This window comes from Xanthomonas sp. WHRI 8932A (assembly GCF_035012785.1).
In the GTDB taxonomy this organism is placed as follows: domain Bacteria; phylum Pseudomonadota; class Gammaproteobacteria; order Xanthomonadales; family Xanthomonadaceae; genus Xanthomonas.
The window spans coordinates 129222-153592 of sequence record NZ_JAYGQQ010000006.1; the positions used below are offsets into that span (position 1 = coordinate 129222).

Genomic DNA, 24371 nt, shown 5'->3' on the forward strand with positions numbered 1-24371 from the left:
CATAAGCGGGCGCGGCCCTGCCTGCGTACACGTTGAGCTTTGTTGAGGCTTATGCGCCGATACCGTAATGGATGCAGGTCCAGCCGCGTGCAGTGTGCCGCGAGGGCGGCGGTCGGATGCTTGAAGCGATTGGTTGAGCTGTTGTCGGTCGCAATGCATGTGGCTGGCCGGCGTGATTCACCTACCAGGCAAAAGAAAAAGCGACAGAATCAAAAAAACGGGCGACGATCTTTCGATCGCCGCCCGCCTGATTTACCACGCGTGCGCAATTACCAGATCACGACCTGCTGATCGCCCTGACGCACCATCGCATCGCCTGCCTTGCACGAGAACGCGGCGGCAAATGCCGGCATGTTCGACGGTGCACCGATGGCGCGGAAGTTGGCCGGCGCGTGCGGGTCGGTCTTCAACCGCACCACCAGTTCTTCCGGGGTGAAGTTGCGACGCCACACCGTGGCCCAGTTGAGGAAGAAGCGCTGGTCGCGGGTAATGCCGTCGGTCTTGGGGTCGTCCTTGCCGGCGGTGGCGGTCTTCATGGCGTCGTAAGCGGTGTTGAGGCCGCCCAGGTCTGCGATGTTTTCGCCCAGGGTCAGGTCGCCCTTGACCTTGTCGCCAGCCGGCGTGCGGTAGCCGTCGAACTGCGCGACAAGCTTGCCGGTGCGGCCCTTGAACGCATCCAGATCCTTTTGCGTCCACCAACCCGGATCGGGGATGAAGTTGCCGTCGGCACCGAAGCGGCTGCCCTGGTCGTCGTAACCGTGCGTCATTTCATGCCCGATCACCGCGCCGATACCACCGTAGTTCATTTCCTCCGGTGCATTCGGGTCGAAGAACGGCGGCTGCAGGATGGCGGCCGGGAACACGATCTCGTTCTGCAGCGGGTTGTAATAGGCGTTGACCGTCTGCGGGCTCATGCCCCATTCGGTCTTGTCCACCGGCTTGCCGACCTTGGACAGGTTCCACTTGTAGTTGAATTCCTGCGCGGCCAGCACGTTGCCCAGGTAGCTATCGCGACTGGTGGCAAGGCCGTTCCACTCGCGCCACTTGTCCGGGAAGCCGATCTTGGGCGTGAAGCTTTCCCACTTGGCGATCGCCTTGGCCTTGGTCTCCGGACTCATCCAGTCCAGCTTCTCGATGCGCGCCTTCAATGCGGTGCGCAGGTTGGTCACCAGGGTTTCCATCTTGGCCTTGGAATCGGCCGGGAAGGCGACCTTGACGTACATCTGGCCCAGCGTTTCGCCGGCCTGGCCGTTGATGGTGGCCAGCACGCGCTTCCAGCGCGGCTTGATTTCCTTCTGGCCGCGCAGGGTCTTGTTGTAGAACGCGAAGTTCTCATCGACGAACGGCTGGCTCAGGAACGGCGACGCGCTATCGACGGTGTGGAAGCGCAAGTACGCGCGCCAGATCGCCGGGTCGGTGTCGGCGATCATCTTGCTCACTTCCTGATGGAAGGCCGGGATCGCCAGCGAGAACATCTCCGGCGTGGCCACGCCCTGCGACTTGAAGAACTCGGTCCACGACCAGTTCGGGGTCAGCTTGTCGGCATCGGCCGGGGAGATCGGGTTATAGGCCAGCGAGGCGTCGCGCGACATCTGCGTGCTGGTCTTGGAGACCTTGGCCAGGCGGGTTTCGAACGCGACCACCTGTTTGGCCTGCGCGGTGGCATCGGCTGCCGCGACGCCGGACAGCTCCAGCACCTTGGCGATGTGCGCCTGGTATGCCTCCAGCTTGGCCTTGTTGCCGGCGCTGGTGTAGTACTCCGGGTCCGGCAGGCCCAGGCCGCCCTGCATGGCGTAGGCGATGTTCTGGCTGGACTTCTTGAAATCGGCTTCGGCGCCGAAGCTGAAGAGTGCGTTGTCGCCCTTGGCGGCGCTGCTGCGCAGATAGTCGACCAGCTTGGCCTGGTCGCTGATGGCGTCGATGGCGCCCAGCTGCGGTTTCAGCGGCTCGATGCCCTGGGCGTTGATCTTGGCTTCGTCCATACCGGTCGACCACAGGTCGCCGACGATCTTTTCCACACCGGTGGCGCCGGTGTCGGCCGCGGCCTGTTCGGCCAGCTGCTGCTGGATTGCGTTGGAGCGCTCGTCGAGCATTTCGAACGCGCCCCAGCTGGTGCGGTCGCCCGGCACCGGATTGGCGGCCAGGAACTTGGCGTTTGCGTAGGCGTTCAGATCTGTACAGGCGTTGCCATTGGGATCCAGATCGGCCGCGGTGAATTGGTTCACCGCCGGCAGCTTGCTCTGGTCCAGGGTCAGCGTCTTGGGCGCGGCGGGGGCGGCCGCTGCAGTATCGCCAGCCGGGGCCGCAGGCGCGGCGTCGTCGGACTTCTTGCAACCGCTCAGCGCGGCCGCTACGGCCAGGGTCAGCGTCAATAGATGAGGTGTTCGAATCACAAAGGCTCCAGGAGCGACAGTCGATTGGGAAGCCCCGTCACGGGGCCGTGGCCGGCACTCTACGCCTCGCCAGCCGACAGGCATGGTGTCGAAGGTCATGGATGCGGGGTGTGTAGAAACGCGGGTTCGGGTGCGCTTGCGCTTGCGTGCCGCTGCGTGCGCACCGGGCTGCACCCAGCGGCAGTCCGGTGCTGGCGCGTTCCACGCGCCGCGGCTCCGGACCACACTCGTGGTCGCTTGGCCTGGTCGTCGATGTCTATGGAGGTGAGCGGACAGCGCATAGCGATCGAGGCAGCCGCCATTGCTCGAATGGTCCGGCTGCGCAAGCGGTGCTATATACGGCTGCATGCCTACCGCTTCCCAACCGTTGGACGCTTTGATCATCGGCGCCGGCCATAATGGCCTGGTATGCGCTGCGTATCTGGCCCGGGCCGGCAAACGCGTGCTGGTACTGGAAGCGCGCGATGTCGTTGGCGGCGCAGCTGTTACCGAAGAGTTCCACCCGGGGTTCCGCAACTCGGTCGCGTCCTACACAGTGTCGTTGTTGCAGCCCAAGGTCATCGCCGATCTCGCGTTGGAACGGCATGGGTTGCGCGTGGTTGCGCGCCGCATCAATAATTTTTTGCCGCAGCCCAATGGCGAGTATCTGCTGGCTGGCGCGGGGCGCACCGCTGAAGAAATCGCCAAGTTCTCCGTGCGCGATGCAGCTGCACTGCCAGCGTACGAAGCGCACCTGGAGCGATTGGCCGACGTGTTGCGCGCATTGGCATTGCAGGCGCCGCCGAATGTGACCGAGGGCGGATGGTTGCAGGCGTTGCCGCAGCTGTGGCGCGCGGGCAAAGTGGGGCTACAGCTGCAGGACTTAACGCTTGCGTTGCGACAAGACCTGCTTGATCTATTTACGATTTCGGCCGCCGAGTATCTGGATCGCTGGTTCGAAAGCGCACCGATCAAGGCGTTATTCGGCTTCGACGGCATCGTCGGCAATTACGCCAGCCCGTACACACCGGGCACGGCGTACGTGTTGTTGCATCACGTGTTCGGGCAAAGCAACGGCGTCAAAGGCGCCTGGGGCCACGCGATCGGCGGCATGGGCGCCATCACCCAGGCGATGGCCGCCAGTGCGCGCGAATACGGCGCGCAGATTCGCACCGGCTGTGCGGTGAATCGGGTGTTGGTGGAGCAGGGGCATGCGGTGGGCGTGGTGACGGCCGATGGCGAAACGCTCCGCGCGCGTGCCGTGGTTGCGAACGTCAACCCGAAGTTGCTCTACCAGCGTTTGATGCGAGCCGAGGACGTGCCGGAAGCCACACGCGAACGCATCGTCCATTACCGCTGCGGATCCGGCACGTTCCGCATGAATGTTGCACTGTCGCGTCTTCCCGATTTCACTGCATTGCCCGGTGCCGGCGACCATCTCACGGCCGGTATCATCCTGGCGCCGAATCTGGACTACATGGACCGCGCCTGGCAGGACGCACGCGCCTTGGGATGGTCGCGCGAACCGGTGGTCGAATTGCTGATACCCAGCACGCTGGACGACTCGCTGGCACCGCCTGGCCAGCATGTGGCCAGCCTGTTCTGTCAGCACGTTGCACCCACATTGCCAGATGGCCGCCACTGGGACGACCATCGTGACGAAGTCGCCGATCTGATGATCGCCACCGTGGAGCGCTACGCACCGGGATTTACCGCATCGATCCTGGGCCGCCAGGTGCTGAGTCCACTGGATCTAGAACGTATCTTTGGGCTGATTGACGGCGACATCTTCCACGGCGCGCTCAGCCTCAACCAACTGTTCAGCGCACGCCCGATGCTGGGGCAGGGTGCCTATCGCGGTGCGGTTCCGGGTTTATATCTGTGCGGCGCGGGAACACACCCTGGTGGCGGAGTGACAGGGGCGCCTGGACATAATGCTGCGCGGGTGATTTTGGGGGGATGAGATCCTGGGTAAGGCTGCAAGAAAAAGGCCCCGGAAATCGGAGCCTTTGAGATATTTAACTTATCCCGGAGCACCACATGGTGCTCCGGGACACTTGCGCGGTTAGAAGTCGTAAGAGGCCGACAGGCGAAAGTATCGTGGCGTGTTGTAGCTATAGTTTTCCAGGCCGATGCCATATGTGTTTGAAACCAGACCGGGATCGGTCTCATAAACACCATCGATGCGCGTGACCGAACGATCATTGAACACGTTGAACACTTGCAAGCCAACGGCCAGTTTATGATCGGCGAACGAGGGGCGATATGTCACACCCAAGTCCATGTTCTTAATCCAGGGGGTCCGGCCGGCATCACCAGGTCGCGAGGGCTGGCCGCCGCAATAGTGATACGCCGATCCATAGCTGATCGGATCCGGATTTTCTGGGTCATTGAAATAGCCAAGGCAAGAAACGGGGGTGCCTGACATAACACGCAGGGTGGCTGACGCCATCCATTCTGGCGTGATCTGGTAGGCGCCGAACGCTTTCAGTTGATGGCGACGATCGTTCGCCAGACTACCGCCCGCGTAATACATCAGTGCCGCAGCATCCCAGTCCTGCGTTTTGGAAACGTCAGATTGGCCGATGTCGGACTTGACTTGGCCTTCGGTATTGCCATAGCTGCGCGACCAAGTGTAATCAATGCGGCCATACCATTTCTCATCAAACGGGTGTTCCAAGAAAAGGTCAACCGCAACGTAACTACGCTTGGCCTTGTCAGTGAAGCCCCAGTCCGATTGGGACATCTGCAGCTGGGTGAAACCCGAGCCGTCGAGATTTGCGAGATTGTAGGTGTTGGTCTTACCCGGATTGAAAATTACGCAATAAGGGATATCGATGGTCCTGGGGTCGATTCCTTGTGACGCGAGCTTCAAGTCGCCACGTGCAGTGTAGTCATCGTTGTGCATGTCGCAGACGTCGTCGATTGCAGCTTCCAGCTTCCGATAAGTTACCTTAGCGCCGGAGTTCCAGCTTTCGCCAATGGTCTTTTCAAAGCCGAGAATCAACTCGTCCTGGTACTGCGACTTCAAATCGCTTGGAGCAAATGCCCCTGGGTTGGGTGCTTGACCAAATTCGCCATTGGCCGATACCGGGCCAGGCCCGAACGGCGTCAAGCCAGTTGGTTCGCCGTTGGCGTCGATGCCAGTATAGGTGAAGTATTGATCGGTGTAGGTCGAAGCCGATGCGCCACGGATGGCCACGCTATTAGGAAGTGCCAGATAGTAACGGCCGAGATTGGCGAATATCTTCAACGATGAATCACCAAACACATCCCAGCTCGCTCCCACACGCGGAGCCCACTGGTCACCGCTATCTACGTAAGCGACGTGATCGCTGTTGAAGTTGGTGAACTGATCATTGCGGATACCCAGCGTCACCAGCCAGTTATCGTTAACTTGCCAGCGATCTTCCAAGTAATACGCTTTTTGCTCCACGGCCATGCTTGTGGTGGTCGTGAAAATGCGCTGTTGGGCGTAAAAGCCGTTTGAGCCAGGTCCGGCCGGACCGACTCCAAGCCCGGGGCGCACTGGTGTCTGCTCTGTCAGAGCACGTCCATAGATCCATTGGTAGCCGGGGCCTGTGGTACGTACGCCTTCGTCATAAGCGTTGAAGTACATGTTGTCAACGCCTGCGGTGATGTCGTGATCGCCCAATCGATAATTGAGCTCCAGACGCAGGCTGCGCGTCTTGTTAATCGGATCGTCGGCCTTCGCGCGGTTGGTCGTTTGATTGTTGCGGATCGGCGTGCCGCCGTTAAATGCGGGATTCTGGCTGGTGACGCTGCCCAGGAATGGCAGGTCAGAAACAGCGGGGTTGAATTGCTGATTATGCTGCGTGCTGCGTCCCCAAGTAGCGTTCAAGGTCAGATCGTCAGTCAAGTAACTTGTGTACTTGACGATGTCATAACTATCTTTGATTTTGAATGTGTCAGGAAAGGTTCCAGTGCGCTCACCACTCACTTCGCCGTCATAATCGAAGGAGGTGTAGTAGCCGCTGCGGCGATCAGTGTTCTGAACGCGCGTGTATTCCAGGATATTACTGTCGTTGATATTCCAGTCCAGCTTTCCGTAAAACTTTGGAGTGCTATATTCGTAATTATTGCGCGCTTGAATGCTCGCATTGCTTGCATTCGTTCCTACACCGTCGACCTTTTCCGTTTCACCGGCCACGAAGATGAAGAGCCGGTCTTCGATCAGGGGGCCGCCTGCATACGCGCTATAGACAGTGCGAGTCTGCTTATTGTCCTTGCCCGCGCGATACAGGGTTCCGGGTTGGTCAGGGGTGTCGTATTCGTATCCATCAGGAAGAGCCCTGTTTGGATACCAAACATCGCCACGTGAACTGGCCAGCGAATCCGGCTCCCAAACTGTTTGCACGCCGAAGTGCCATTCATTCGTACCGCGCTTGCCCAACTGATTGATCACGCCGCCAGTCGAGCGACCGTACTTTGCGCTGTAGCCGCCGGTGTAGGTTTCCTGCTGGTCGATGGCGCCATAGGGAAGGCTGACGCCACCCAAGTTGCTGAGTGGATTGCTGACATTGAAGCCGTTGATGTAGTACGCATTTTCGGTGACGCCGGAGCCGCCGAACGACACGACAGAACGCGAGCCGTTATTGAATGCACCTGCGCCGGACACCGCACCCGGTGCCAACAACGCAATCGCTTCTGCGCTGCGTCCCAGCGGCAGGGTGGCCAGCTGCTCGGAGGTGATCACCGAACGCGAACTGGTCGAACTGACATCGATCTTCGGTGCGTTGGCGGCAGTGACCGTGATCGCGCCAAGCGTGGTCGCATCGGCGTTGCCTGCGGCGCTGGCGCCTGCAAACGACACTTCGGTGCCCGAGCCGACGCGCAGCTGCACATTCTTGCGGGTATCGACGACTTGGTCGCCGCGCTTCAGGGTGACGGTGTAGGCGCCAACCGGCAGCGAGCCGAGGTTGTAGCGGCCGTTTGCGTCGATGGTGATGGTGCGGCTCAGGCCGGTGTCGCTCTGCACAACGATCGTGCTGCCGGCTTCGGAGGGAGCGCTGCCGTAGATGCTGCCGGTGGTGCTCTGCGCGTAGACCGCGCCGTTGGTTAGGCAAGCACCGAGCACGACGGCGAGAGCGGTGCGCTTGAGGACTTGGCGACGAAACTGATTGCTCATTCCTGACCTTTCAACTGGGAGTGCGGATAAGGGACGGTCATCGGGGAGTCAGATGGCCTTAACCCGAACGTAATGAATGTCTGCTTTGCAGCGCAAGCAGTTGAAACGATTTATTAATGAAATAGGCGGGATCCGCATCCGAAGTGAGGAATTCGGCACACATTCAAGCCGTGCGACACATGCAAAGAAACAACCTCAACAACAAGATGGTTTCAGTGGTTACATTCGATACAGATAGGCTGAGCAGCGCTAAGCAAGCGCGACCACGGCGCGGGAATCGGTTCCTTTGGAGACACATCGCGCTCCAGCTCGCCACGTCGTCGCCAAAAAAAAGCCCCGACAAGCGGGGCTTTTTCCTACATGTCACTTCCGGTCAAAACCGCACCGTCGTTCCCAGGTAGAAGAACCGGCCGACGTTGTCGTACAGCGCCGAGTTGAAATCCGAGCCGAAGTAGTTGCGCGGCGGATCCTTGTCGAAGGCATTGTCGATGCCGAGGTAGACGTCGATCTTCGAGCCGGGGAATTGATAGCCGAACTGGAAGTTGTGATACGTGTACGAGCCGTTCTTGATCGGGCTGGCCGAACCCGGGTTGCTGTTGTAGCTCTCCGGGGTCACACGCAGGTTGCCGTCCACATAGTTCATGTCCCACGAGGCGCGCCATTCGTTCCAGTTGTACTTGGTCTGGAACTGCGCGCGCCAGCGCGGGTCGGTGACGTACTGTTCGTGTTCGCCCGGTGCGTGGCCAACAGGGTGGCGCTCGAGCGATATCGTCGGAGAGACGACTCGACAGACGCTTGCGGATTCGTTGTTGAGCCGTGACGCTAAAGCTGCGCTTACTGGGCGCGGGTTGAATGAATTGAATTCCTTCAACGGACGTTCTTAACTTCCGCCTGTTCATAATTGTGAATTGGTCGATATTTGGCGAGCACTCCAGCCGCCTCTGCGTACTTCGCAGCGAATGCAACCGGCACGAGCCGGTAAACTGAGCGCCATTCGCGGCGCGCGCTGGGCGTTGGTCCTCGCGACCGCACACGACGAAACGGGACAGGTAATGGCAACGATGTTGGACAACAATGCGCGCGCAGTGACCGGCGACGCAGCAGGCAGCCAGGCATGAGCGGCGAACGCAGGATCGCCGCGCACGCGGTGCAGGGCGCGCTGGCGCCGCATCCACGCATCCGCAATGTCATTGCGGTGGGGTCGGGCAAGGGCGGGGTGGGCAAGTCCACCACCGCGGTGAATCTGGCGTTGGCGCTGCGGCAGCAGGGCGCGCGCGTCGGCGTGCTGGACGCGGATATCTACGGGCCGAGCGTGCCGGCGATGCTGGGGTTGAGCGGCAAACCCGACAGCCCGGACAATAAGTCGATCGAGCCATTGCGTGCGTTCGGGATCGAGGCGATGTCGATCGGCCTGTTGGTCGATCAGGACACGCCGATGATCTGGCGCGGGCCGATGGCCACCTCGGCCCTGACCCAGCTGTTCAACGACACGCTGTGGGACGACCTGGATTACTTGCTGATCGATCTGCCGCCCGGCACCGGCGATATCCAGCTGACCCTGTCGCAGAAGATTCCGGTGGCCGGCGCGGTGATCGTGACCACGCCGCAGGACATCGCCACGCTGGATGCGCGCAAGGCGCTGAAGATGTTCGAAAAGGTCGAGGTGCCGGTGTTGGGCATCATCGAGAACATGGCGGTGCATACCTGCAGCAACTGCGGCCATCGCGAGCATCTGTTCGGCGAAGGCGGCGGCGAGCGCATGGCGGCGCAGTACGGCGTGCCGTTGCTGGGGTCGTTGCCGTTGGCGATTGCGATCCGCGAGCAGGGCGATGCCGGCCAGCCAATCGTGATCGCCGCGCCGGACTCTGCTGCCGCGCAGGCCTACCTGGCGGCAGCCAGGCGGCTGTCGGAAGAGTTGGGCAAGCGTCCGCGCGCCAGTATTCCGATTTCCGCCTCGCTGCTGTAATCCGCCGGCCGGCCTCTGGTGCCGGCCGCTGCTAGACTTTGCCGTCTTTCGCGCGGGCCGACCGGCCTGCCGCCTACCGTCTTCAAGGAACACCGCATGAGCATCAAGAGCGACCGCTGGATCAAGCGCATGGCCGAGCAGCACGCGATGATCGAGCCGTTCGAGCCCGGCCAGATCAAGCACGACGCAGCAGGCCAGCGCATCGTCAGCTTCGGCACTTCCAGCTACGGCTACGACGTGCGTTGCTCGCGCGAGTTCAAGATTTTCACCAACATCAACTCGACCATTGTCGACCCCAAGCATTTCGACCCAGGCAGCTTTGTCGATGTCGAATCGGATGTCTGCATCATCCCGCCGAACAGTTTTGCGCTGGCACGCACGGTGGAATATTTCCGCATCCCGCGCGATACGTTGGTGGTGTGCCTGGGCAAGAGCACCTACGCGCGCTGCGGCATCATCGTCAACGTCACCCCGCTGGAGCCGGAGTGGGAAGGCCACGTGACCCTGGAATTCAGCAACACCACGCCGCTGCCGGCGCGCATCTATGCCAACGAAGGCGTGGCGCAGATGTTGTTTTTCCAATCCGACGAAGTGTGCGAAACCTCGTACAAGGACCGCGGTGGCAAGTACCAGGGCCAGACCGGCGTGACCTTGCCGCGTACGTGATGCGCTGCATGGGTGTCGACGCAAGCGCGTCTGCAGCCGGCGGCAGCAGGGCCGTGACGCGCTGAGGCCATATCAAGGGTGTGCGGTGCACGGGATGCGTCGCGCGCCTGCATTGCACATAGCGTGCGAGGTCGCTATCGCCAGCGCTTCTGGCCCGCAGCTCAGTCGGTTGCCAGCACCGGTTTGCGGCGACGCATCAGCTGGTAGACGCCGGCCCAGATGATCATCAACGGCCACCACGCCGCAATCACGTCGCCCAGGTCGATGCGGCTCAGGCCAAGATTGTTGAGCAGGAACATCCCGCCCATGACGATCAAAAACAGGCCGGAAGTCAGTCGGTAATGCATGGCGGCGTCCTCGTTGGGTGTGAGGCCATGCTGCGCGCGATGGCCCCGCCAATCAGGTGCCGGAAGTCAACAGTTGCGGGTGACAGTCGTCATGTCGCGCTGCTGCCGGGTGCGCGTTGATCGTGAGTTGTCATCAGGGCGCGCGCGGTAACGACGACGGACGCGATGGCCATGGTCGCTGCAACATCGGAAAATGGTGTTGGATCAGAAAATGGTGCTGGATCAGAACGCTTCATCGAATGCACTAGGCTTCGCGCGTACCCTCATCCGCCCCTTCGGGGCACCTTCTCCCGAGGGGAGAAGGGGGCATTGCGGCTGAACTGCTACGCGAGCTAGCGGCGCCGAGACACCGCTGTGACGACTCCCGAATCCCAACTCCCCAATCCCAGCCCCACCTACTTGCCACGCCCGAACAACATGCCGATGCCGCAGGCCACCAGCGCGGCCGGCCACCAGGTGGCGATCAGCTTGCCCAGACTGAGATTGGTCCAGCCCAGGTTGTTGGCCAGAAACAGCAGGCCCACAAGGATCAGGATCAGCGCGGCGACGACATTGGATTTCATGCGAGAGGGCAGCTTGGCGAACGGGCGCCTATCGTAGCCGCTGCGCCCATGCCGCGACACGCTCCTGTAAGGCGTCGGCGGCGAACCGCTGTGCTTGGCCGCTGCCCCAGACCGGCCCCGGCCAGGCCGCATCGCCGGGATGACGGCCGACCAGGTGCACGTGCAGCTGCCGCACGATATTGCCCAGCGCCCCGATATTGAGCTTGGTCACGGCAGGTTCCACGCGCAGCAACTGCGAGAGCTGGTTGATCTCGGCCAGCAATAGGCGCTGCTGGCCACCATCCAGATCGATCCACTCGCTGACATCGGCCACCCGCGGCACCAGCACCAGCCAGGGGAAGCGGGTGTCGTCCATCAAGCGCACCTGCGACAGCGGCCCGTCGGCGACGAACACGCTGTCGGCCGCCAGCCGCGCATCCAGCTCGAAGTCGCTTGCCGCAGGGGCGCTCGATGCCGGTGCGCTCATCCCAGATGCGCCTCGAAGAAGCCCAGGGTGCGTTCGAGCGCACGCTCGGCGCTGTCGGCGTCGTAGTGGTTGGGGTCGATGCTGCGGTTGAAGGCATGGCCGGTGGGATACACGAAGGTTTCCATCTGCGGCAGTTTTTCGCGGTGCGCCTGGATCGCTTCCGGCGGGATGCTGGCGTCCTGTTCGCCGAAGTGGAACATCACCGGCGCCTTGGGCGTTTCGTCCAGCAGCTGGGTGTTGCGGCCGCCGTAATAGCTCACCGACGGCAGGCCCAGGCGGATGGCCGACAGCAGCGCCACCGAGCCGCCCCAGCAATACCCCACCGTGCCCACCTTGCCGGCGCGGGTCAGCAAGGTGGCGGCGGATTTGACCACCTCCACTGCGCGTTCCAGGCCCACCGCGTTGGCCAGGGCCAGGCCGCGTTGCACGCTGGGTTGGTCGTACGGGAGCTGCACGTCCTTTTCTTCCAGATCGAAGAAGGCCGGCGCCAGCACTTCATAGCCGCGTGCGGCGTAGTCGTCGGCGACCGCGCGGATATGTTCGTTGACGCCGAAGATTTCCTGGATCACCACCAGGCCGCCGCGCGGGCTGGAGGCGGGGGTGGCGTGCCAGGCGGCAACCTGGCCGTCGGGGGTGTCGAGCGTGGTCCAGTGACCCATGGGAATTCCTGATGTGCAGCGAGGGAGGCGCGCATTATCGACCGGACCGGCATGGTGAAAAGTGAGGGTTTCGCAAAGCCGGCCGGGCTGGCGCGTCTTTGCGGTTCAGAGCGTTGCCCGCACGCCGCTATAATTGGCCTTGCCCAGGCCCCAGGCCGCTCCACTTCCCAGGCTCCTGCTTCCATGTCCCAGCTGAACCCCAAAGTCGGCTTCGTCAGCCTTGGCTGCCCGAAGGCGCTCGTCGATTCCGAACGCATCCTCACCCAGCTGCGCGTGGAGGGCTACGACATCGTGCCCAGCTACGACGCGGCCGACGTGGTGGTGGTCAATACCTGCGGCTTCATCGATTCGGCGGTGACCGAATCGCTGGATGCGATCGGTGAGGCGATGAACGCCAACGGCAAGGTGATCGTCACCGGCTGCCTGGGCAAGCGCCCCGAGCAGATCCGCGCTGCCTACCCGCAGGTGCTGGCGGTGTCCGGCCCGCAGGACTACCAAAGCGTAATGGAAGCGGTGCATGCGGCCTTGCCGCCGCGCCACGACCCGTTCGTAGATCTGGTGCCGGACTACGGCATCAAGCTGACCCCGCGCCATTACGCGTATTTGAAGATTTCCGAAGGCTGCAACCACCGTTGCAGCTTCTGCATCATTCCCTCGATGCGTGGCGATCTGGCCTCGCGCCCGGTGGACGAGGTGCTGCGCGAAGCCGAGCGGCTGGTGCGTGGCGGGGTCAAGGAGCTGCTGGTGGTGTCGCAGGACACCTCGGCCTATGGCGTGGACCTGAAATACGCCGAGCGCCCGTGGCGCGAGCGCATGTACCAGACCCGCATGAAGGCGCTGTGCGAAGGCTTGTCGGAGCTGGGCGTGTGGACGCGGCTGCATTACGTGTATCCGTATCCGCACGTGGACGATGTGATTCCGTTGATGGCCGAAGGCAAGCTGCTGCCGTATCTGGACATCCCGTTCCAGCACGCCAGCCCGCGCATCCTCAAGCTGATGAAGCGGCCCGGTGCGGTGGAAAAAACCCTTGAGCGCGTGCAGCGCTGGAAGGCAATGTGCCCGGAGATCACGGTGCGCTCGACCTTCATCGTCGGCTTCCCCGGCGAGACCGAGGCCGAGTTCGAATCGCTGCTGGAGTTTCTGGATCAGGCGCAGCTGGACCGTGTCGGTGCATTCGCCTACTCGCCGGTGGACGGCGCCAGTGCCAATGCGCTGCCCGACCCGGTGCCGGAAGAAGTGAAGCAGGAGCGGCTGGCGCGCTTTATGGCCAAGCAGGCGGAGATTTCCGCCATGCGGCTGGAAGCCAAGATCGGCAGCGTGCAGCAATGCCTGGTCGATCTGATCGAAGACGACATCGCCGTGGCCCGTTCGCGCGCGGACGCGCCGGAGATCGACGGCCTGGTGCATATCCAGAACGGCGGCGAGCTTGGGCTGAAGGTCGGCGACCTGATCGATGTGGAAATCACCGACAGCGATGAACACGATTTGTTCGGCGACGCATTGCCGCCCACCGGCGCTGCCCAGCAGGGACGTGCGCTGAATCTGCAGATGGTGTAACCGGGCGCAAGCCGGCGCACGTTGCGCAACAGCAACGTGCGACACCAAGCCGTCACAGGCCTATCGTAGGAGCGCGCCAGAGCGCGACAGGGCTGTTCCCGATCAAGCCAACCGCGCACGCTGCGCCCGTATAGCGCAGCCGATCGCATCAGTTGCCTGCGCGTGGCTCCGCGCCGAGCCCATCGCCCAGCAGGGTGGCGCTCACGTCAGCGCGCGATGCTTCTTGCCGATAACACCATCGCGCAAAGGCGCCTCTGCAGCTCAGCCGCCTGCGTCACCTGCTTACTGACTGCCGTAATCCACCGACACCACTACAAAGGTGTGCTTTCCGGCCGGCAGTTGCGCCTCAAACTCATCGTCCACGCGTTTTTTCAGCAGCGCGCGCGCCAGCGGCGAATCGATGCTGATCCAGCCCAGGCCGGCATCGGTTTCGTCCGGGCCGACGATCCGATAGCGCAACAGCTCGCCGCTATCGGCATCTTCCAGCTCCACCTGCGCGCCAAAAAACACCGCGTGCGGGTCGGTTGGCGCGGTATCCACCACGCGCAACGCTTCCAGGCGTTTGCTGAGATAGCGCACACGGCGGTCGATCTCGCCTAGCTGCTTCTTGCGATAGGTGTACTCGGCATTTTCCGATCGATCGCCCTCGGCCGCAGCGGCGGCCAGTGCGCGCACCACCTCGGGCCGGCGCACCCGCCACAGATCTTCCAGTTCGACCTTCAGACGGGTGTGACCTTCGGGCGTGATCAACGCAGTGCTCTTTTCGGCGGGCGGGCGCCAGCGGCTCATGTCGGGCTTGGGGTGTCGAACAGCGGGGGCGCGATGCTAGCGCGCATGGACGGCTTGCGCATCTGCCGCCGCCCGGCGAAGCTTTGCGCCATCTCGGACACGGACGTTGTCATGTTGCTCATGCCGCTGCACAAACCCTGGTCGCGCCAGAACATTCCGTGGGTGACGCTGCTGCTGGTGCTGATCAATGTCGTTGTCTATCTGGGCTATCAGCGCAAGGACGATGCGCTGGTCGAAAACGCCGTGCATTACTACGTCGCGTCGGGGCTGGGCACACTGGAAGCGCAGGCCCACGCACGCTACCTGGCGCAGACTACCGACCCCAAGCTGCGCACCGCGCGACAGGGCAAGCTGGACAGCGTGCCGGCACCGCAGCGCATCGCGTATCTGGCGCATTTGACACTGCACGATGTCGCCTTTGCGCAGGCGTTGCGCGGCGGCGCGTTATTCAAGGACGAGGAGCAGATGCGCGAATGGCGCGGTCTACGTGCGCCTTACGATGCCCGCCTGTCCAGGGTGTTCACGCTGCGTCATCTGCAACGCAGTTCGGAGTGGTCGCCGGCGCGGATGCTGACGGCCACCTTCTTGCATGGCGACTTCGATCATTTGCTCGGCAACATGGTGTTTCTGCTGGCGCTGGGCACCTTGCTGGAAGGGGCGATCGGCAGCGGCTGGTTTCTGCTGCTGTATTTGCTGGGCGGGTTTGGGGCCAGCGCAGCGAGTCTATGGTGGCGCTGGGGCGAGCCCGGTGGCGGGCTGGGCGCGTCCGGTGCGATCGCCGCATTGATGGGGGCGTTTTGCGTGGTGTGGGGCCGCCGTCGGGTGCGGTTTTTCTACTGGTTTTTTGTGGTCTTCAACTACGTGCGTGGGCCGGCGATTCTGCTGCTGCCACTGTGGCTGGGCTGGGAGTTGTACAGCCTGCTGGGCAGCGATAACGGCGGTGTCGCCTTCGAGGCACATGCCGGCGGCTTGGTCAGCGGTGCGCTGCTCGGTGCGTTGCTGGTGGCGGTGCGGCAAACCCGCCCGGCCTTCATGGAAGAGGACGCCGCCACGCAGGTGGACGACCGCTGGGAGCGTGCGCAGCGCCATCTGGGACGCATGGAAAACCTTGAAGCCGAGCGGCTGCTCGCCGAGCTTGCCAGCGAGACCCCGCACAGCCCGGACGTTGCGCTGGCCCGTTACCGCGTTGCCCGTAACGCATGGCGCACGCAGGACGCCGTGCGCCATGCGCAGACGCTGTTGCACCTGCCCAGCCATAACGCACAACAGACACGCGTCCAGCTGGGCGTGGCAGCAGAACTGAGCAAGGACACGATCGCCGTTGCGCTACCGGCACGCATGGCCCTGGTCGGCGCGTGCCTGCGTACCGGGTTGCTGGCCGATGCCGAGCGTTTGTTGAAGGAGTGCGAGATCGATGCGCCACGCGCCGAACTGGCCCAGCAGTGGTTTGTGCTGGCGCTGCGGCACGGCGAACTGCAGGCTGGCGAACAACGCACGCGGGTATTGCAGCTGGTGCGCGATCAATTTCCGGAGCAGGGGCAGGCGGTCAAAGCGCGGTTTCTGCTTGAGAATGGTTGATGCAGCTGCGTGTTCGAGTGGATTTTGGCGGTATCGGTGGTAGGCGTTTTAAAGCCGTATCAGCAGTGGCTAGCCGAGCCCAGCGAGCGGTCGTCGGTGCCATTGTAGGGCGCGCTCAGTACTCACTACATGCCGTTCTGAGAGCCGAGCGCACGCACTTGCTGCTATGCAGGCACTTTATGAGGTGGGTCAAACCGGTTTTGAGGTCTGGCCGCCACCGTCCGGCTGCGGCGATGTGTGTTGGACTGCCAAGAGCGGCTAACAGAACGTAGCCAGTAGTCGTCAGGTGGGTGTGGACGGCGCGGCCGAACCGGAGTGTACGAGTGGTCCATGCCGCACCGCGCACCGGCTGCGCGCGCCTGGCGGTGAGCGCAGTCGTTTTGTTAGATGCGCTACGCCGGTTGGATCGCAACCGCCCGCAACGCCGCGTCCAGCTTTGCGCGTTGTGCGGCATCGTCGCAATGCTCCAAGGCGCTTTGCAGGATGACGCGCGCCTGCTCATCGCGGCCGAAACGCTCGGCCAGCATCAGCCCGGCATCCAGCGACCAGCTCGGCAGCATCGGATCGCGTGGCCAGCCTGCGATGGCGGCCAGCAGCCCATCGGTCGCAAGCTGAAACTGCCCGGCCATCTTGGCGCGCTCGGCCAGCAACGTGGCCTGTTCCGGGAGCAGCGGGGTAAACGCGGCGTCGCTGTCCAGGGCTTCGCGCTGCAACGCAAGCGCGCGGCGCTCCTGCCTCTCCTGCAGCAAGCGGTTGATGTACTGCCGGGTGTGCTCGCGCAGCTCGTCGTTGCGATGGTGCTGACGCAGCAGGCGTTGATACAGCTCGTGCACTGCCAGGCTCACCGCGCGCGAGCGGACCGCGCCACGCAGTGCTTGGAACGCCTCGTCGGAATGCCCGTCGCGCACGTACTGTTCGGCCTCGTCGAGCAGGCGCTGATCCGGGTCGGCGCGTTCGTGTGCTGCCCCAGCGCTGGGGACATAGCCCAGCGCTTCGTGGTACTGGTACACCAGATACCCGAGCAGATGAAAACTGGCGAACAGGGTCCAGATCGAGGTCATCATCACCGTCGCCTCGCGTACCAGCGGCGGCAGATATTTCAGTGCGACGAAGACCGCTGCGGTACCGCTGCCCTGGATCACATAAAGCAGGCCGTAGGCGGCCAGATATGGCCAGCCGATCCGCAGCGCCATGTCGATCGACACCGCCGGATTGAGCGCGCGGCGCAGGCTGCCATCGATGGCGAGCGAGATCAGCATGCCTGGCAACAACAGCATGGTGCCCAGATAGGCGATGGTTAGCCCGAATTTACCTGCGAGCGCGGCGGCGACGCCGATCACGATGGCCAGCGCGACCGCCAGCAGGATCAGACGCAGTACCGCACTGTCGAAGCTGTTGTAGCCGAGCTTCGGCGCATCGGGCTGACCATCGGCGGTATGGCGCAGGATGTCGAAGGCATAGGTGTAGGTCGCCATACCCAGCACGCCCATGGCCACCAGTTTGAGGATGCCCGGCAAGACCAGCAGCGCGCTGCACAGCGTCAGTGCGATCAGCGCATACAGCGCCGAGCCGCGCAGTGGATAAGTGGCGATCGCCGGGATGCGGGTCCAAAACGGTGCAGGTGCAGCCTGCGCGGCAACCCTGTGCGCGCGAAAACGGTCTTCCATGACGCTCCCCAAGCGTGTGATGTGCCGGGATTGTGCGGCGATGCGTGGCTGGGTGCAATTGGGATAGCGCGGCTGCCCGGGGACGTCGAGCTGGGTGGGATCCGCTGCCTGCCGCACGCAATCCTGCGGCTGCGCTGCCTGGCGCCGTAGGCGGGGCCTGCGTGGTCAGCTGCACGAAGACGCCGATGGTGCTGCCGGCACGTAGCTGGCTCACAACGATTGAACGCAGTGCGACGAGCGAGCCGCCGGGCATCAGGAACCATCGGCCGCGCAATGGACTTCTGCGTGGAACCTATGGTTCGCTAGCTGTCGGCTGCCGGCTATGCGGCGACGTTGCTACAGGCGGCACGCGCTGACGTGCAATCGCGGTGGCGCAGTCATTCCCCCTATCGCAAGGAGTTCTGCTTGAATCCATCTGTCGCCGACACCCCGCAGGTTCGCATTCGCAGCATCGATGTGCTGTCCGACAACTGGTATGTGCTGCGCAAGGTCACCTTCGATTTTCAGCGCAAGGACGGTCGCTGGCAGACGGTGTCGCGCGAGGCATATGACCGCGGTAACGGCGCCACCATCCTGCTCTACAGTCGTGCCAGGCAGACGGTGATGCTGACCCGGCAATTCCGCCTGCCGACGCTGCTCAATGGCAACCCGGATGGCATGCTGATCGAAGCCTGCGCCGGCTTGCTCGACCACGACGATGCGCTGACCTGCATCCGCAAGGAAACCGAAGAAGAAACCGGCTACCGCATCGACAACGTGCGGAAGGTATTCGAGGCCTTCATGAGCCCGGGCTCGGTCACCGAACGCCTGTACTTCTTCGTCGGCGAATACTTCGACGGCGACAAGGTGAGCGACGGTGGCGGCGTGGAAGAAGACGGCGAAGAGATCGAGGTGCTGGAACTGTCGCTCGACGCTGCGCTGGCGATGATCGCGTCCGGCGAGATTGCCGACGCCAAGACCATCATGTTGCTGCAGTACGCCAAATTGCATGGCGTGCTGAGTTAACTTGAACATAAGCTTCGTTAGAGCACTGGCGTTGCTAGACGGCGGAGGTGTCGCTTCGGAGTCTAGCGATGACTGCGAAATTGCGAGTCTTGCACATCAGTGCTCGTAGTCAGTAGAAGTAGAGCTGTTGTAGATGGCCAACCCATCAAAAAATACTGGCCTTTACTCGCCACAGTCCATCGAGCAAACCAAGGCGTGCCGTTGTCAGGGCACCCTTCTAAGCACCTTGTCGTCGTATTCCGGTGATTTGCCGCTGTGGCAGTTATGGCCGTCTTGAGCGAGAACGTAAATGTGATGCTTGTGGTCCGAGTGGAGAGGATCCTCTTCGACGTCAAACCCGTAGATGTTCGGTCCTACCATCGGATCGTCGACGTCTATGAAGTTGAGCACCAGACAGCTACCGCTTGCCTCGTCCATGTCCCAGGCGCCGGTAATCGTCCGGGTAGGGCCGTTCAGTTGGTTGCCAGCGATGCAGGTGGTTTTTAACGTGTAACGCTGCATGTTTCTGCTGGGAGTCGGCATCGAAAGAAAAAGCTCTGCGCGGACAGTCTGGCAGTCTTGCGTGTAGGAGGTGAGTTGCCCTGTGTAGGTGCCGGTCAGTACCTGCTGCCGCTTTAGAGGCCAAAGGTCACTCCGATCTTTCTGTTCTGCTGAGGCCGTGCTGACGACGACAAGCACGAGGGCAATCGTGCAGGCCAGCAGGGTCTTCTTTGCATCCTTGCTCATGGTGCTTCCTCATTTGTTTGGGTTCAACGCTTCCCACCAAAAATACTGCCGAAAATCCCGCGCACGATCTGCTGCCCGATCTTGCTGCCGATGGTGCGCGATGTTTGTTTGGCCATCGTTTCCAGCATGCCCTGGCGGCGGCCGGTGCCGAACACCGCGTCCTTGACCGCTTTTCCGAAACCGCTGTCCTGGGTTTCTTCTTCCTCGCGGGTGCGGGCGGGCGGGGCGGCGGTCTGCGCGGCGACCTGTTCGACGCGGCGTGCCAACAGCTCGGCTGCCGATTCGCGGTTGATCGCGGTGTCGTAGCGTGTGCCCACCGGGCTGGCCGCGCGTACCTGCGCGCGTTCGGGTGCGCTGATGGCGCCCATGCGGCAGCGCGGCGGGGCGATCAGGGTTTGCTGCACCGGCGCGGGCACGCCCTTGCCCTGCAGTGGCGACACCAGCGCCTCGCCGGTGCCCAGGCTGGAGATGGCGGTGGCCACGTCGAGCTTGGGATTTGCCACGAAGGTCTGCGCCGCGGTCTTGACCGCTTTCTGGTCGCGCGGCGTGTAGGCACGCAGCGCATGCTGCACACGGTTGCCGAGCTGGCCAAGAATGTTGTCTGGAATATCATCGGGAAACTGCGAGCAGAAATAGATGCCCACGCCCTTGGAGCGGATCAATCGCACCACCTGCTCGATGCGTTGCACCAGCGCCGCAGGCGCGTCCTCGAACAGCAAATGCGCCTCGTCGAAGACGAACACCAGCTTGGGCTGGTCCAGATCGCCCACTTCCGGCAGGCCTTCGAACAGTTCCGACAGCAGCCATAGCAGAAAGGTCGAATACAGCCGCGGCTTGAGCACTAACTGGTTGGCCGCCAGGATGCCGATCACCCCGCGGCCGTCTGGCGCGACGCGCATCAGCTCGTCCAGCTCCAGCGCCGGTTCGCCGAAGAACTGCTCGCCGCCGTCCTGCGATAGCCGCAGCAGCGCGCGCTGGATCGCGGCCACCGACTGGCTGGATACCAACCCGTAACTGGTGGACAGCTCCTTGCGTTCTTCCACCACCAGCGCGAGCAGGGCACGCAGATCGTCCAGATCCAGCAGCAACAGGCCGCGGTCGTCGGCCAGCTTGAACACGATGTCCAGCACGCCGGATTGGGTATCGTTGAGTTCCAGGATGCGGGCGAGCAGGGTGGGGCCCATTTCGCTCACCGTGGTGCGCACCGGGTGGCCGAGCTGCCCGTACAGGTCCCAGAACACCACCGGGCTGGCGGCCGGCGCGTAATCGGCGATGCCTACATCCGTGGCGCGCTGCAGCACGCCGGGCGCGCCGTCGCCGGCCACGGCCAGGCCGGCCACGTCGCCTTTCACATCGGCCAGGAACACCGGCACCCCCAAGCGCGAGAAGCCTTCGGCCAGGGTCATCAGGGTCACGGTCTTGCCGGTCCCGGTGGCGCCGGCCACCAGACCATGGCGGTTGCCGAAGCGGCCTTCGAGCACGACCGGGATATCGTCGGTGACGCCTTTGCCGAGCAGGAACGAGGCCATTGGGCAGATCCGGTGAGGAAAGACCGGATTCTAGCGGGCAACGTTGCCGCACAAATCGGCGGGCGACGTATGAGTTCTGACAGTCAGGCTGTGCGGCGAGCCGGCGCCTGTCTCCAGGCAAGGTCGACACCGTGCGCGCCGCTGCCAGACAACCGGCTCCGCCCGTTTTCAATGGATCGGGCAGGCGCGCCAAGCTAACGCGCCACTGACCTGCCGGCGGCATCGCCTTGCCCCGGTGTCGTCCCGGCGGCTACCCTGCCTGCCTTTCCGCTGCACTGTCTCCGATGCCGCTCGCTCATTTTGGTTTGCGCCCATGGCCTGTCCTGGCTGTGGTGGCGCTGATGTCTGTTGTCCCCGCCGCCCACGCCATCTCCAAGCGCGACACGGAGAAGGCTGCCGTGCTCGATACACGCATGGCCGCAGCCGAAAAGCGCTACCGCGATGCGCTGGTGCTGGTGAACAACTCCGACCCGAAGGGCACCGCCGAAGGCGACGCCGCACTGGAGGACATGGAGGATGTCATCGACGCCTGCATCAAGCAGCGCGGCTGTCTGGTTGCCAATCAGCTGGCCACCTACAAGCGTCTGCTCAAGGCGCGTGCCGATGCCGAAGCGCCGGCCGCCGAAGACCCGGAAGACGACGACACCTTGCTGCAGGCCGACCCGGATCATCTCGGCCCGGCCGCCAATGGCGTGCCCGAGGCGGCGCGTGCGGCCACCCTGCTCAACGACCAGCGCCACGAGTTCGACAAGATGGTGCAGTACAACCCGGCCGTGCAGGCCGGCATCCGTCGCTGGCTGACCGATATGCGCCCGGCGTTGATGACCAGCTACGACAACTACAGCAACCTGCGCGGCGTGATGTGGCCGGAATGGCAGAAACGCGGCCTGCCCGAGGCGCTGCTGTTCGGCATCATGGCCAAGGAATCCAACGGCAAGGTGCACGCCAATTCGCGTGCCGGTGCGGCCGGGCTGATGCAGTTCATGCCGGCCACCGGGCGGCGTTTCGGGCTGGGCCCGGACGGCAGCGGCTTCGACACGCGCTTCGATGCACGCAGCGCCGCCGAAGCCAGCGCTGCCTATCTCAACGAGCGCATGGCCGGCCTCAACCGTAGTATCGAGCTGGCGCTGGCCGCCTATAACGGTGGCGAAGGGCGTGCCGCACGGGTGTTTTCGCAGACCGGCGGGCGCGGATTCTGGGAACAGGACGTCTACAACCAGTTCCCGGCCGAAACCAAGGACTACGTGCCGATGGTGATCGCTGCGGCGTGGATCTTCCTGCACCCGCGCCAGTACGGCGTCGATTTCCCCAAGCTCGACGCGCAGCCGGCCACGCTCAAGCTCGCCAAGTCCACCACAATCTATGAGTTGACCATCTGCCTGGGCGGCATGGGCGTCCGCGAGGGCTACATGCGCGCACTGCGCAACCTCAACCCGCGCTATGAACCCGATGGCTGGATTCCGGCCGGCACCGTCATCAACGCCACCAACCGCATCGCCAGCCTGTACACGCGTTACTGCGTGAACGGTCCGCGTGCGGACCTGGCGCGCACCTTGATCACTGCCGATCTCAACAGCGCCATCGTGCGCAGCAGCGCAACCGAGTACACGCCGACCGTGGCGGTGGGCGATGTCAGCCCGATGGCTGGCGTGCCGACCACCGTGGCCACCGGCCAGCCGGCGGTCACCAAACCGAAGGCAAAGCAGGCGCGCAGCTACACTATCGCCAAGGGCGACACGCTCGGCCGCGTTGCGCAGAAGTACCAGTGCGAGATCAAGGAACTGGCCAAGGCCAATGGCCTGAAGGCACCGGCCTATGCGTTAAAGCCAGGGCAGAGCATCAAGCTGGCGGGCTGCGACCGCTGAGTGTGAGGTGTTGCGATCGCAGATTGCAGCACCTCACTTGGAGCGGCTGAAAAAACGTAGCGAGCAGCCGCCAGTTGGGTGTCGACGGGACGCTCAGGAACAACGTGTACGCGTGGTCCATGCGGCACCGAGCACCGGCTGCGCCCGCCTGGCGGTGAGCGCAGTCGTTTGTCAGCGGCGTTTAAGCCGGCGGCGCAGCTGGTGCCGTACCTGCCTGCGAGGAGGGCGGCGAGGCGCTGTCCTCGCTCCAGCGTGCCTTGAGGCCGTCCCACCATTGCGTCCACCGCGCACGCCAGCTCTGGCGCAACGCCTCGGGACCAAAACGCTGGGCCTGCTGCTCTGCAAACTGCATCGCCTGCTGCATCACCGGCGAGCCGTTCTGCTTGATCGCCTGCCACATGAAACGGCTGAGGATGCGGGCGATGACCAGATTGGAATCCAGGTCGCCGCTCTCGGCTTCCACATGCAGGATCAAGGTCTGCAGTTCGGCGCGCACCTCCGGCGGCACGCCGGGATTTTCGCTGAGCCGTTTCAGACGGCGTAAGCCAGCCAGATAACGGTGCTCGGCCAGGTCCAGCCCGGCGCGTGCCAGTTCGCCCAGCCACGGTGCACGCACCGCCAGCGCAATCGCGTCGACATGCAGCACCACGTTTTCCCAGCGTTTGTCCTGCATCGCGGCATAGGCCATCACCACGTGCAGCATCACCAAGGTGGCGAAGTCGCCCTCCGGATCGGCGCTGTTTTTCCACAGGCTGTCGCTGGACTGCTGCGCCAGTTGTGGCCATTGCTTACGTTCGTAGGCCACCGAGCGCAATGCGGTGGCGATGACGCGCCCCTGTGGAGCGCAATCGCGCTCCAGTAGGTCGGCCTCGGCGATCGCCGGCAGCAGTTTGTTCGCCGATAGCGCCGTGTAGGACAGCATGGCGTGCAGCATGCAGATGTCGTCGGCGGTCAACGGGGCGGGCGGGGTCTCCAGCAGGGCACCGCCGCGTTGATACGCCGCAAATGCGATCGGTAAGCCCTGTTCGCTGAAGTGCCGGTAGCCACGGTATTGCAGGCCACCGCGCAGATCGTCCAACTGTTGTTGCTCGCTCTTGTGGCCGCAGCCGGTCACTGCCGTGAGCAGCGCAATCGCCAGCGGCCAGCGCAACATCCGTGTTGTCATCGAAGATCCTGAAAACCGCCGATATCCGGCGGCTGGAAGTGCAGGTGAAAGAGCGGGTGCAGCGTGCGCTGGCTGTTTCCAGCGATGCAACGTGCTTTGAAAGAATGCGATGACGAGTAATGACAACCAACAACAACGCGACCGGCCGCGTCGCTGCGGCCCAGGCCACTAGCGCCTGCCCCCAGCCGCAGCGAGGTTTCTACAGCCAATCTACCGGCAAGCGTGGCCACACCAAGTGGCAGCAACACGATCAGCGTCGAGCCGCGCCTCAATCAAATGCAGCATCCAAATGCTGTCCGCTT

19 protein-coding genes, 2 other RNA genes and 1 pseudogene are annotated in these 24371 nt (G+C 63.2%); 7 read left to right on the forward strand and 15 right to left on the reverse strand.

The features are described 5' to 3' along the window. Positions 1 to 269 precede the first annotated feature (269 nt). Positions 270 to 2372, reverse strand: coding sequence for a M13-type metalloendopeptidase (locus VC212_RS11315; protein WP_323514991.1), 2103 nt, complete (start codon positions 2370 to 2372; stop codon positions 270 to 272). 367 nt (positions 2373 to 2739) lie between these two features. Between VC212_RS11315 and VC212_RS11320 the strand changes: the two genes are divergently transcribed. Beyond that, complete coding sequence (locus tag VC212_RS11320) at positions 2740 to 4335, forward strand: NAD(P)/FAD-dependent oxidoreductase (protein ID WP_323514954.1); 1596 nt, start codon at positions 2740 to 2742, stop codon at positions 4333 to 4335. A gap of 102 nt (positions 4336 to 4437) precedes the next feature. On the opposite strand, the gene VC212_RS11325 is transcribed toward VC212_RS11320, so the two are convergent. Next, positions 4438 to 7521: a TonB-dependent receptor gene (locus VC212_RS11325; protein WP_311238336.1), complete on the reverse strand. Its 3084-nt coding sequence runs from the start codon at positions 7519 to 7521 to the stop codon at positions 4438 to 4440. A 373-nt stretch (positions 7522 to 7894) separates the two neighbouring features. Beyond that, positions 7895 to 8251, reverse strand: a pseudogene (locus VC212_RS11330) (TonB-dependent receptor); the annotation flags it as partial. 384 nt (positions 8252 to 8635) lie between these two features. On the opposite strand from VC212_RS11330, the gene apbC reads away from it, so the two are divergent. Together apbC and dcd are read left to right on the forward strand one after the other, a co-directional pair. Beyond that, positions 8636 to 9487: an iron-sulfur cluster carrier protein ApbC gene (gene apbC, locus VC212_RS11335; RefSeq protein WP_055850004.1), complete on the forward strand. Its 852-nt coding sequence runs from the start codon at positions 8636 to 8638 to the stop codon at positions 9485 to 9487. Positions 9488 to 9583: 96 nt separating this feature from the next. Continuing rightward, entirely contained in the window at positions 9584 to 10153 is a 570-nt protein-coding gene (gene dcd / locus VC212_RS11340) for a dCTP deaminase (protein WP_055850006.1), read from the forward strand. A 161-nt stretch (positions 10154 to 10314) separates the two neighbouring features. Here dcd and VC212_RS11345 read toward each other — a convergent pair whose 3' ends face one another. The 4 genes from VC212_RS11345 to VC212_RS11360 all read right to left on the reverse strand — a co-directional run bounded on the left by VC212_RS11345 (position 10315) and on the right by VC212_RS11360 (position 12188). Further along, the gene (locus tag VC212_RS11345) at positions 10315 to 10500 is read right to left on the reverse strand and encodes a DUF5668 domain-containing protein (RefSeq protein ID WP_311238337.1); all 186 of its coding nucleotides are present in this window, start codon (positions 10498 to 10500) and stop codon (positions 10315 to 10317) included. A gap of 395 nt (positions 10501 to 10895) precedes the next feature. Continuing rightward, on the reverse strand, positions 10896 to 11063 hold the full coding sequence (locus VC212_RS11350) for a DUF5668 domain-containing protein (protein ID WP_005994260.1): 168 nt from the start codon (positions 11061 to 11063) through the stop codon (positions 10896 to 10898). Positions 11064 to 11091: 28 nt separating this feature from the next. After that, positions 11092 to 11529: an HIT family protein gene (locus tag VC212_RS11355; protein ID WP_311238338.1), complete on the reverse strand. Its 438-nt coding sequence runs from the start codon at positions 11527 to 11529 to the stop codon at positions 11092 to 11094. Beyond that, complete coding sequence (locus VC212_RS11360; RefSeq protein WP_055850012.1) at positions 11526 to 12188, reverse strand: dienelactone hydrolase family protein; 663 nt, start codon at positions 12186 to 12188, stop codon at positions 11526 to 11528. The genes VC212_RS11355 and VC212_RS11360 overlap by 4 nt, the downstream gene beginning before the upstream one ends. A gap of 183 nt (positions 12189 to 12371) precedes the next feature. On the opposite strand from VC212_RS11360, the gene rimO reads away from it, so the two are divergent. Further along, positions 12372 to 13745, forward strand: a complete 1374-nt coding sequence (rimO, locus tag VC212_RS11365; protein ID WP_323514953.1) for a 30S ribosomal protein S12 methylthiotransferase RimO — start codon at positions 12372 to 12374, stop codon at positions 13743 to 13745. Positions 13746 to 14027: 282 nt separating this feature from the next. Here rimO and greB read toward each other — a convergent pair whose 3' ends face one another. Beyond that, positions 14028 to 14534, reverse strand: coding sequence for a transcription elongation factor GreB (gene greB, locus VC212_RS11370; RefSeq protein WP_055850016.1), 507 nt, complete (start codon positions 14532 to 14534; stop codon positions 14028 to 14030). A 111-nt stretch (positions 14535 to 14645) separates the two neighbouring features. On the opposite strand from greB, the gene VC212_RS11375 reads away from it, so the two are divergent. Beyond that, on the forward strand, positions 14646 to 16112 hold the full coding sequence (locus tag VC212_RS11375; RefSeq protein ID WP_323514952.1) for a rhomboid family intramembrane serine protease: 1467 nt from the start codon (positions 14646 to 14648) through the stop codon (positions 16110 to 16112). A gap of 256 nt (positions 16113 to 16368) precedes the next feature. Here the strand turns inward: VC212_RS11375 and VC212_RS11380 are convergent. Further along, positions 16369 to 16444, reverse strand: a non-coding RNA gene (locus VC212_RS11380) — sX9 sRNA. A gap of 60 nt (positions 16445 to 16504) precedes the next feature. Next, positions 16505 to 17779, reverse strand: coding sequence for a hypothetical protein (locus VC212_RS11385; protein WP_323514951.1), 1275 nt, complete (start codon positions 17777 to 17779; stop codon positions 16505 to 16507). Positions 17780 to 18184: 405 nt separating this feature from the next. On the opposite strand from VC212_RS11385, the gene nudK reads away from it, so the two are divergent. After that, on the forward strand, positions 18185 to 18784 hold the full coding sequence (nudK, locus tag VC212_RS11390; protein WP_323514950.1) for a GDP-mannose pyrophosphatase NudK: 600 nt from the start codon (positions 18185 to 18187) through the stop codon (positions 18782 to 18784). Positions 18785 to 18988: 204 nt separating this feature from the next. On the opposite strand, the gene VC212_RS11395 is transcribed toward nudK, so the two are convergent. Together VC212_RS11395 and VC212_RS11400 are read right to left on the reverse strand one after the other, a co-directional pair. Next, on the reverse strand, positions 18989 to 19510 hold the full coding sequence (locus VC212_RS11395) for a hypothetical protein (RefSeq protein WP_323514949.1): 522 nt from the start codon (positions 19508 to 19510) through the stop codon (positions 18989 to 18991). A 23-nt stretch (positions 19511 to 19533) separates the two neighbouring features. Then, positions 19534 to 21039, reverse strand: a complete 1506-nt coding sequence (locus VC212_RS11400) for a helicase HerA-like domain-containing protein (protein WP_323514948.1) — start codon at positions 21037 to 21039, stop codon at positions 19534 to 19536. A 284-nt stretch (positions 21040 to 21323) separates the two neighbouring features. Here VC212_RS11400 and VC212_RS11405 point away from each other — a divergent pair, with 284 nt between their 5' ends. Beyond that, complete coding sequence (locus VC212_RS11405; protein ID WP_115513352.1) at positions 21324 to 22904, forward strand: transglycosylase SLT domain-containing protein; 1581 nt, start codon at positions 21324 to 21326, stop codon at positions 22902 to 22904. 44 nt (positions 22905 to 22948) lie between these two features. Here the strand turns inward: VC212_RS11405 and VC212_RS11410 are convergent. The 3 genes from VC212_RS11410 to VC212_RS11420 form a co-directional block, all read right to left on the reverse strand. Continuing rightward, positions 22949 to 23025: non-coding RNA, sX9 sRNA (locus tag VC212_RS11410), on the reverse strand. Between the two features lie 60 nt (positions 23026 to 23085). After that, positions 23086 to 24069 carry a hypothetical protein gene (locus VC212_RS11415; RefSeq protein WP_323514947.1) on the reverse strand — a complete coding sequence of 328 codons (984 nt, stop codon included), beginning with the start codon at positions 24067 to 24069 and terminating at the stop codon, positions 23086 to 23088. After that, entirely contained in the window at positions 24066 to 24317 is a 252-nt protein-coding gene (locus tag VC212_RS11420; RefSeq protein WP_323514946.1) for a hypothetical protein, read from the reverse strand. The genes VC212_RS11415 and VC212_RS11420 overlap by 4 nt, the downstream gene beginning before the upstream one ends. Positions 24318 to 24371 lie beyond the last annotated feature (54 nt).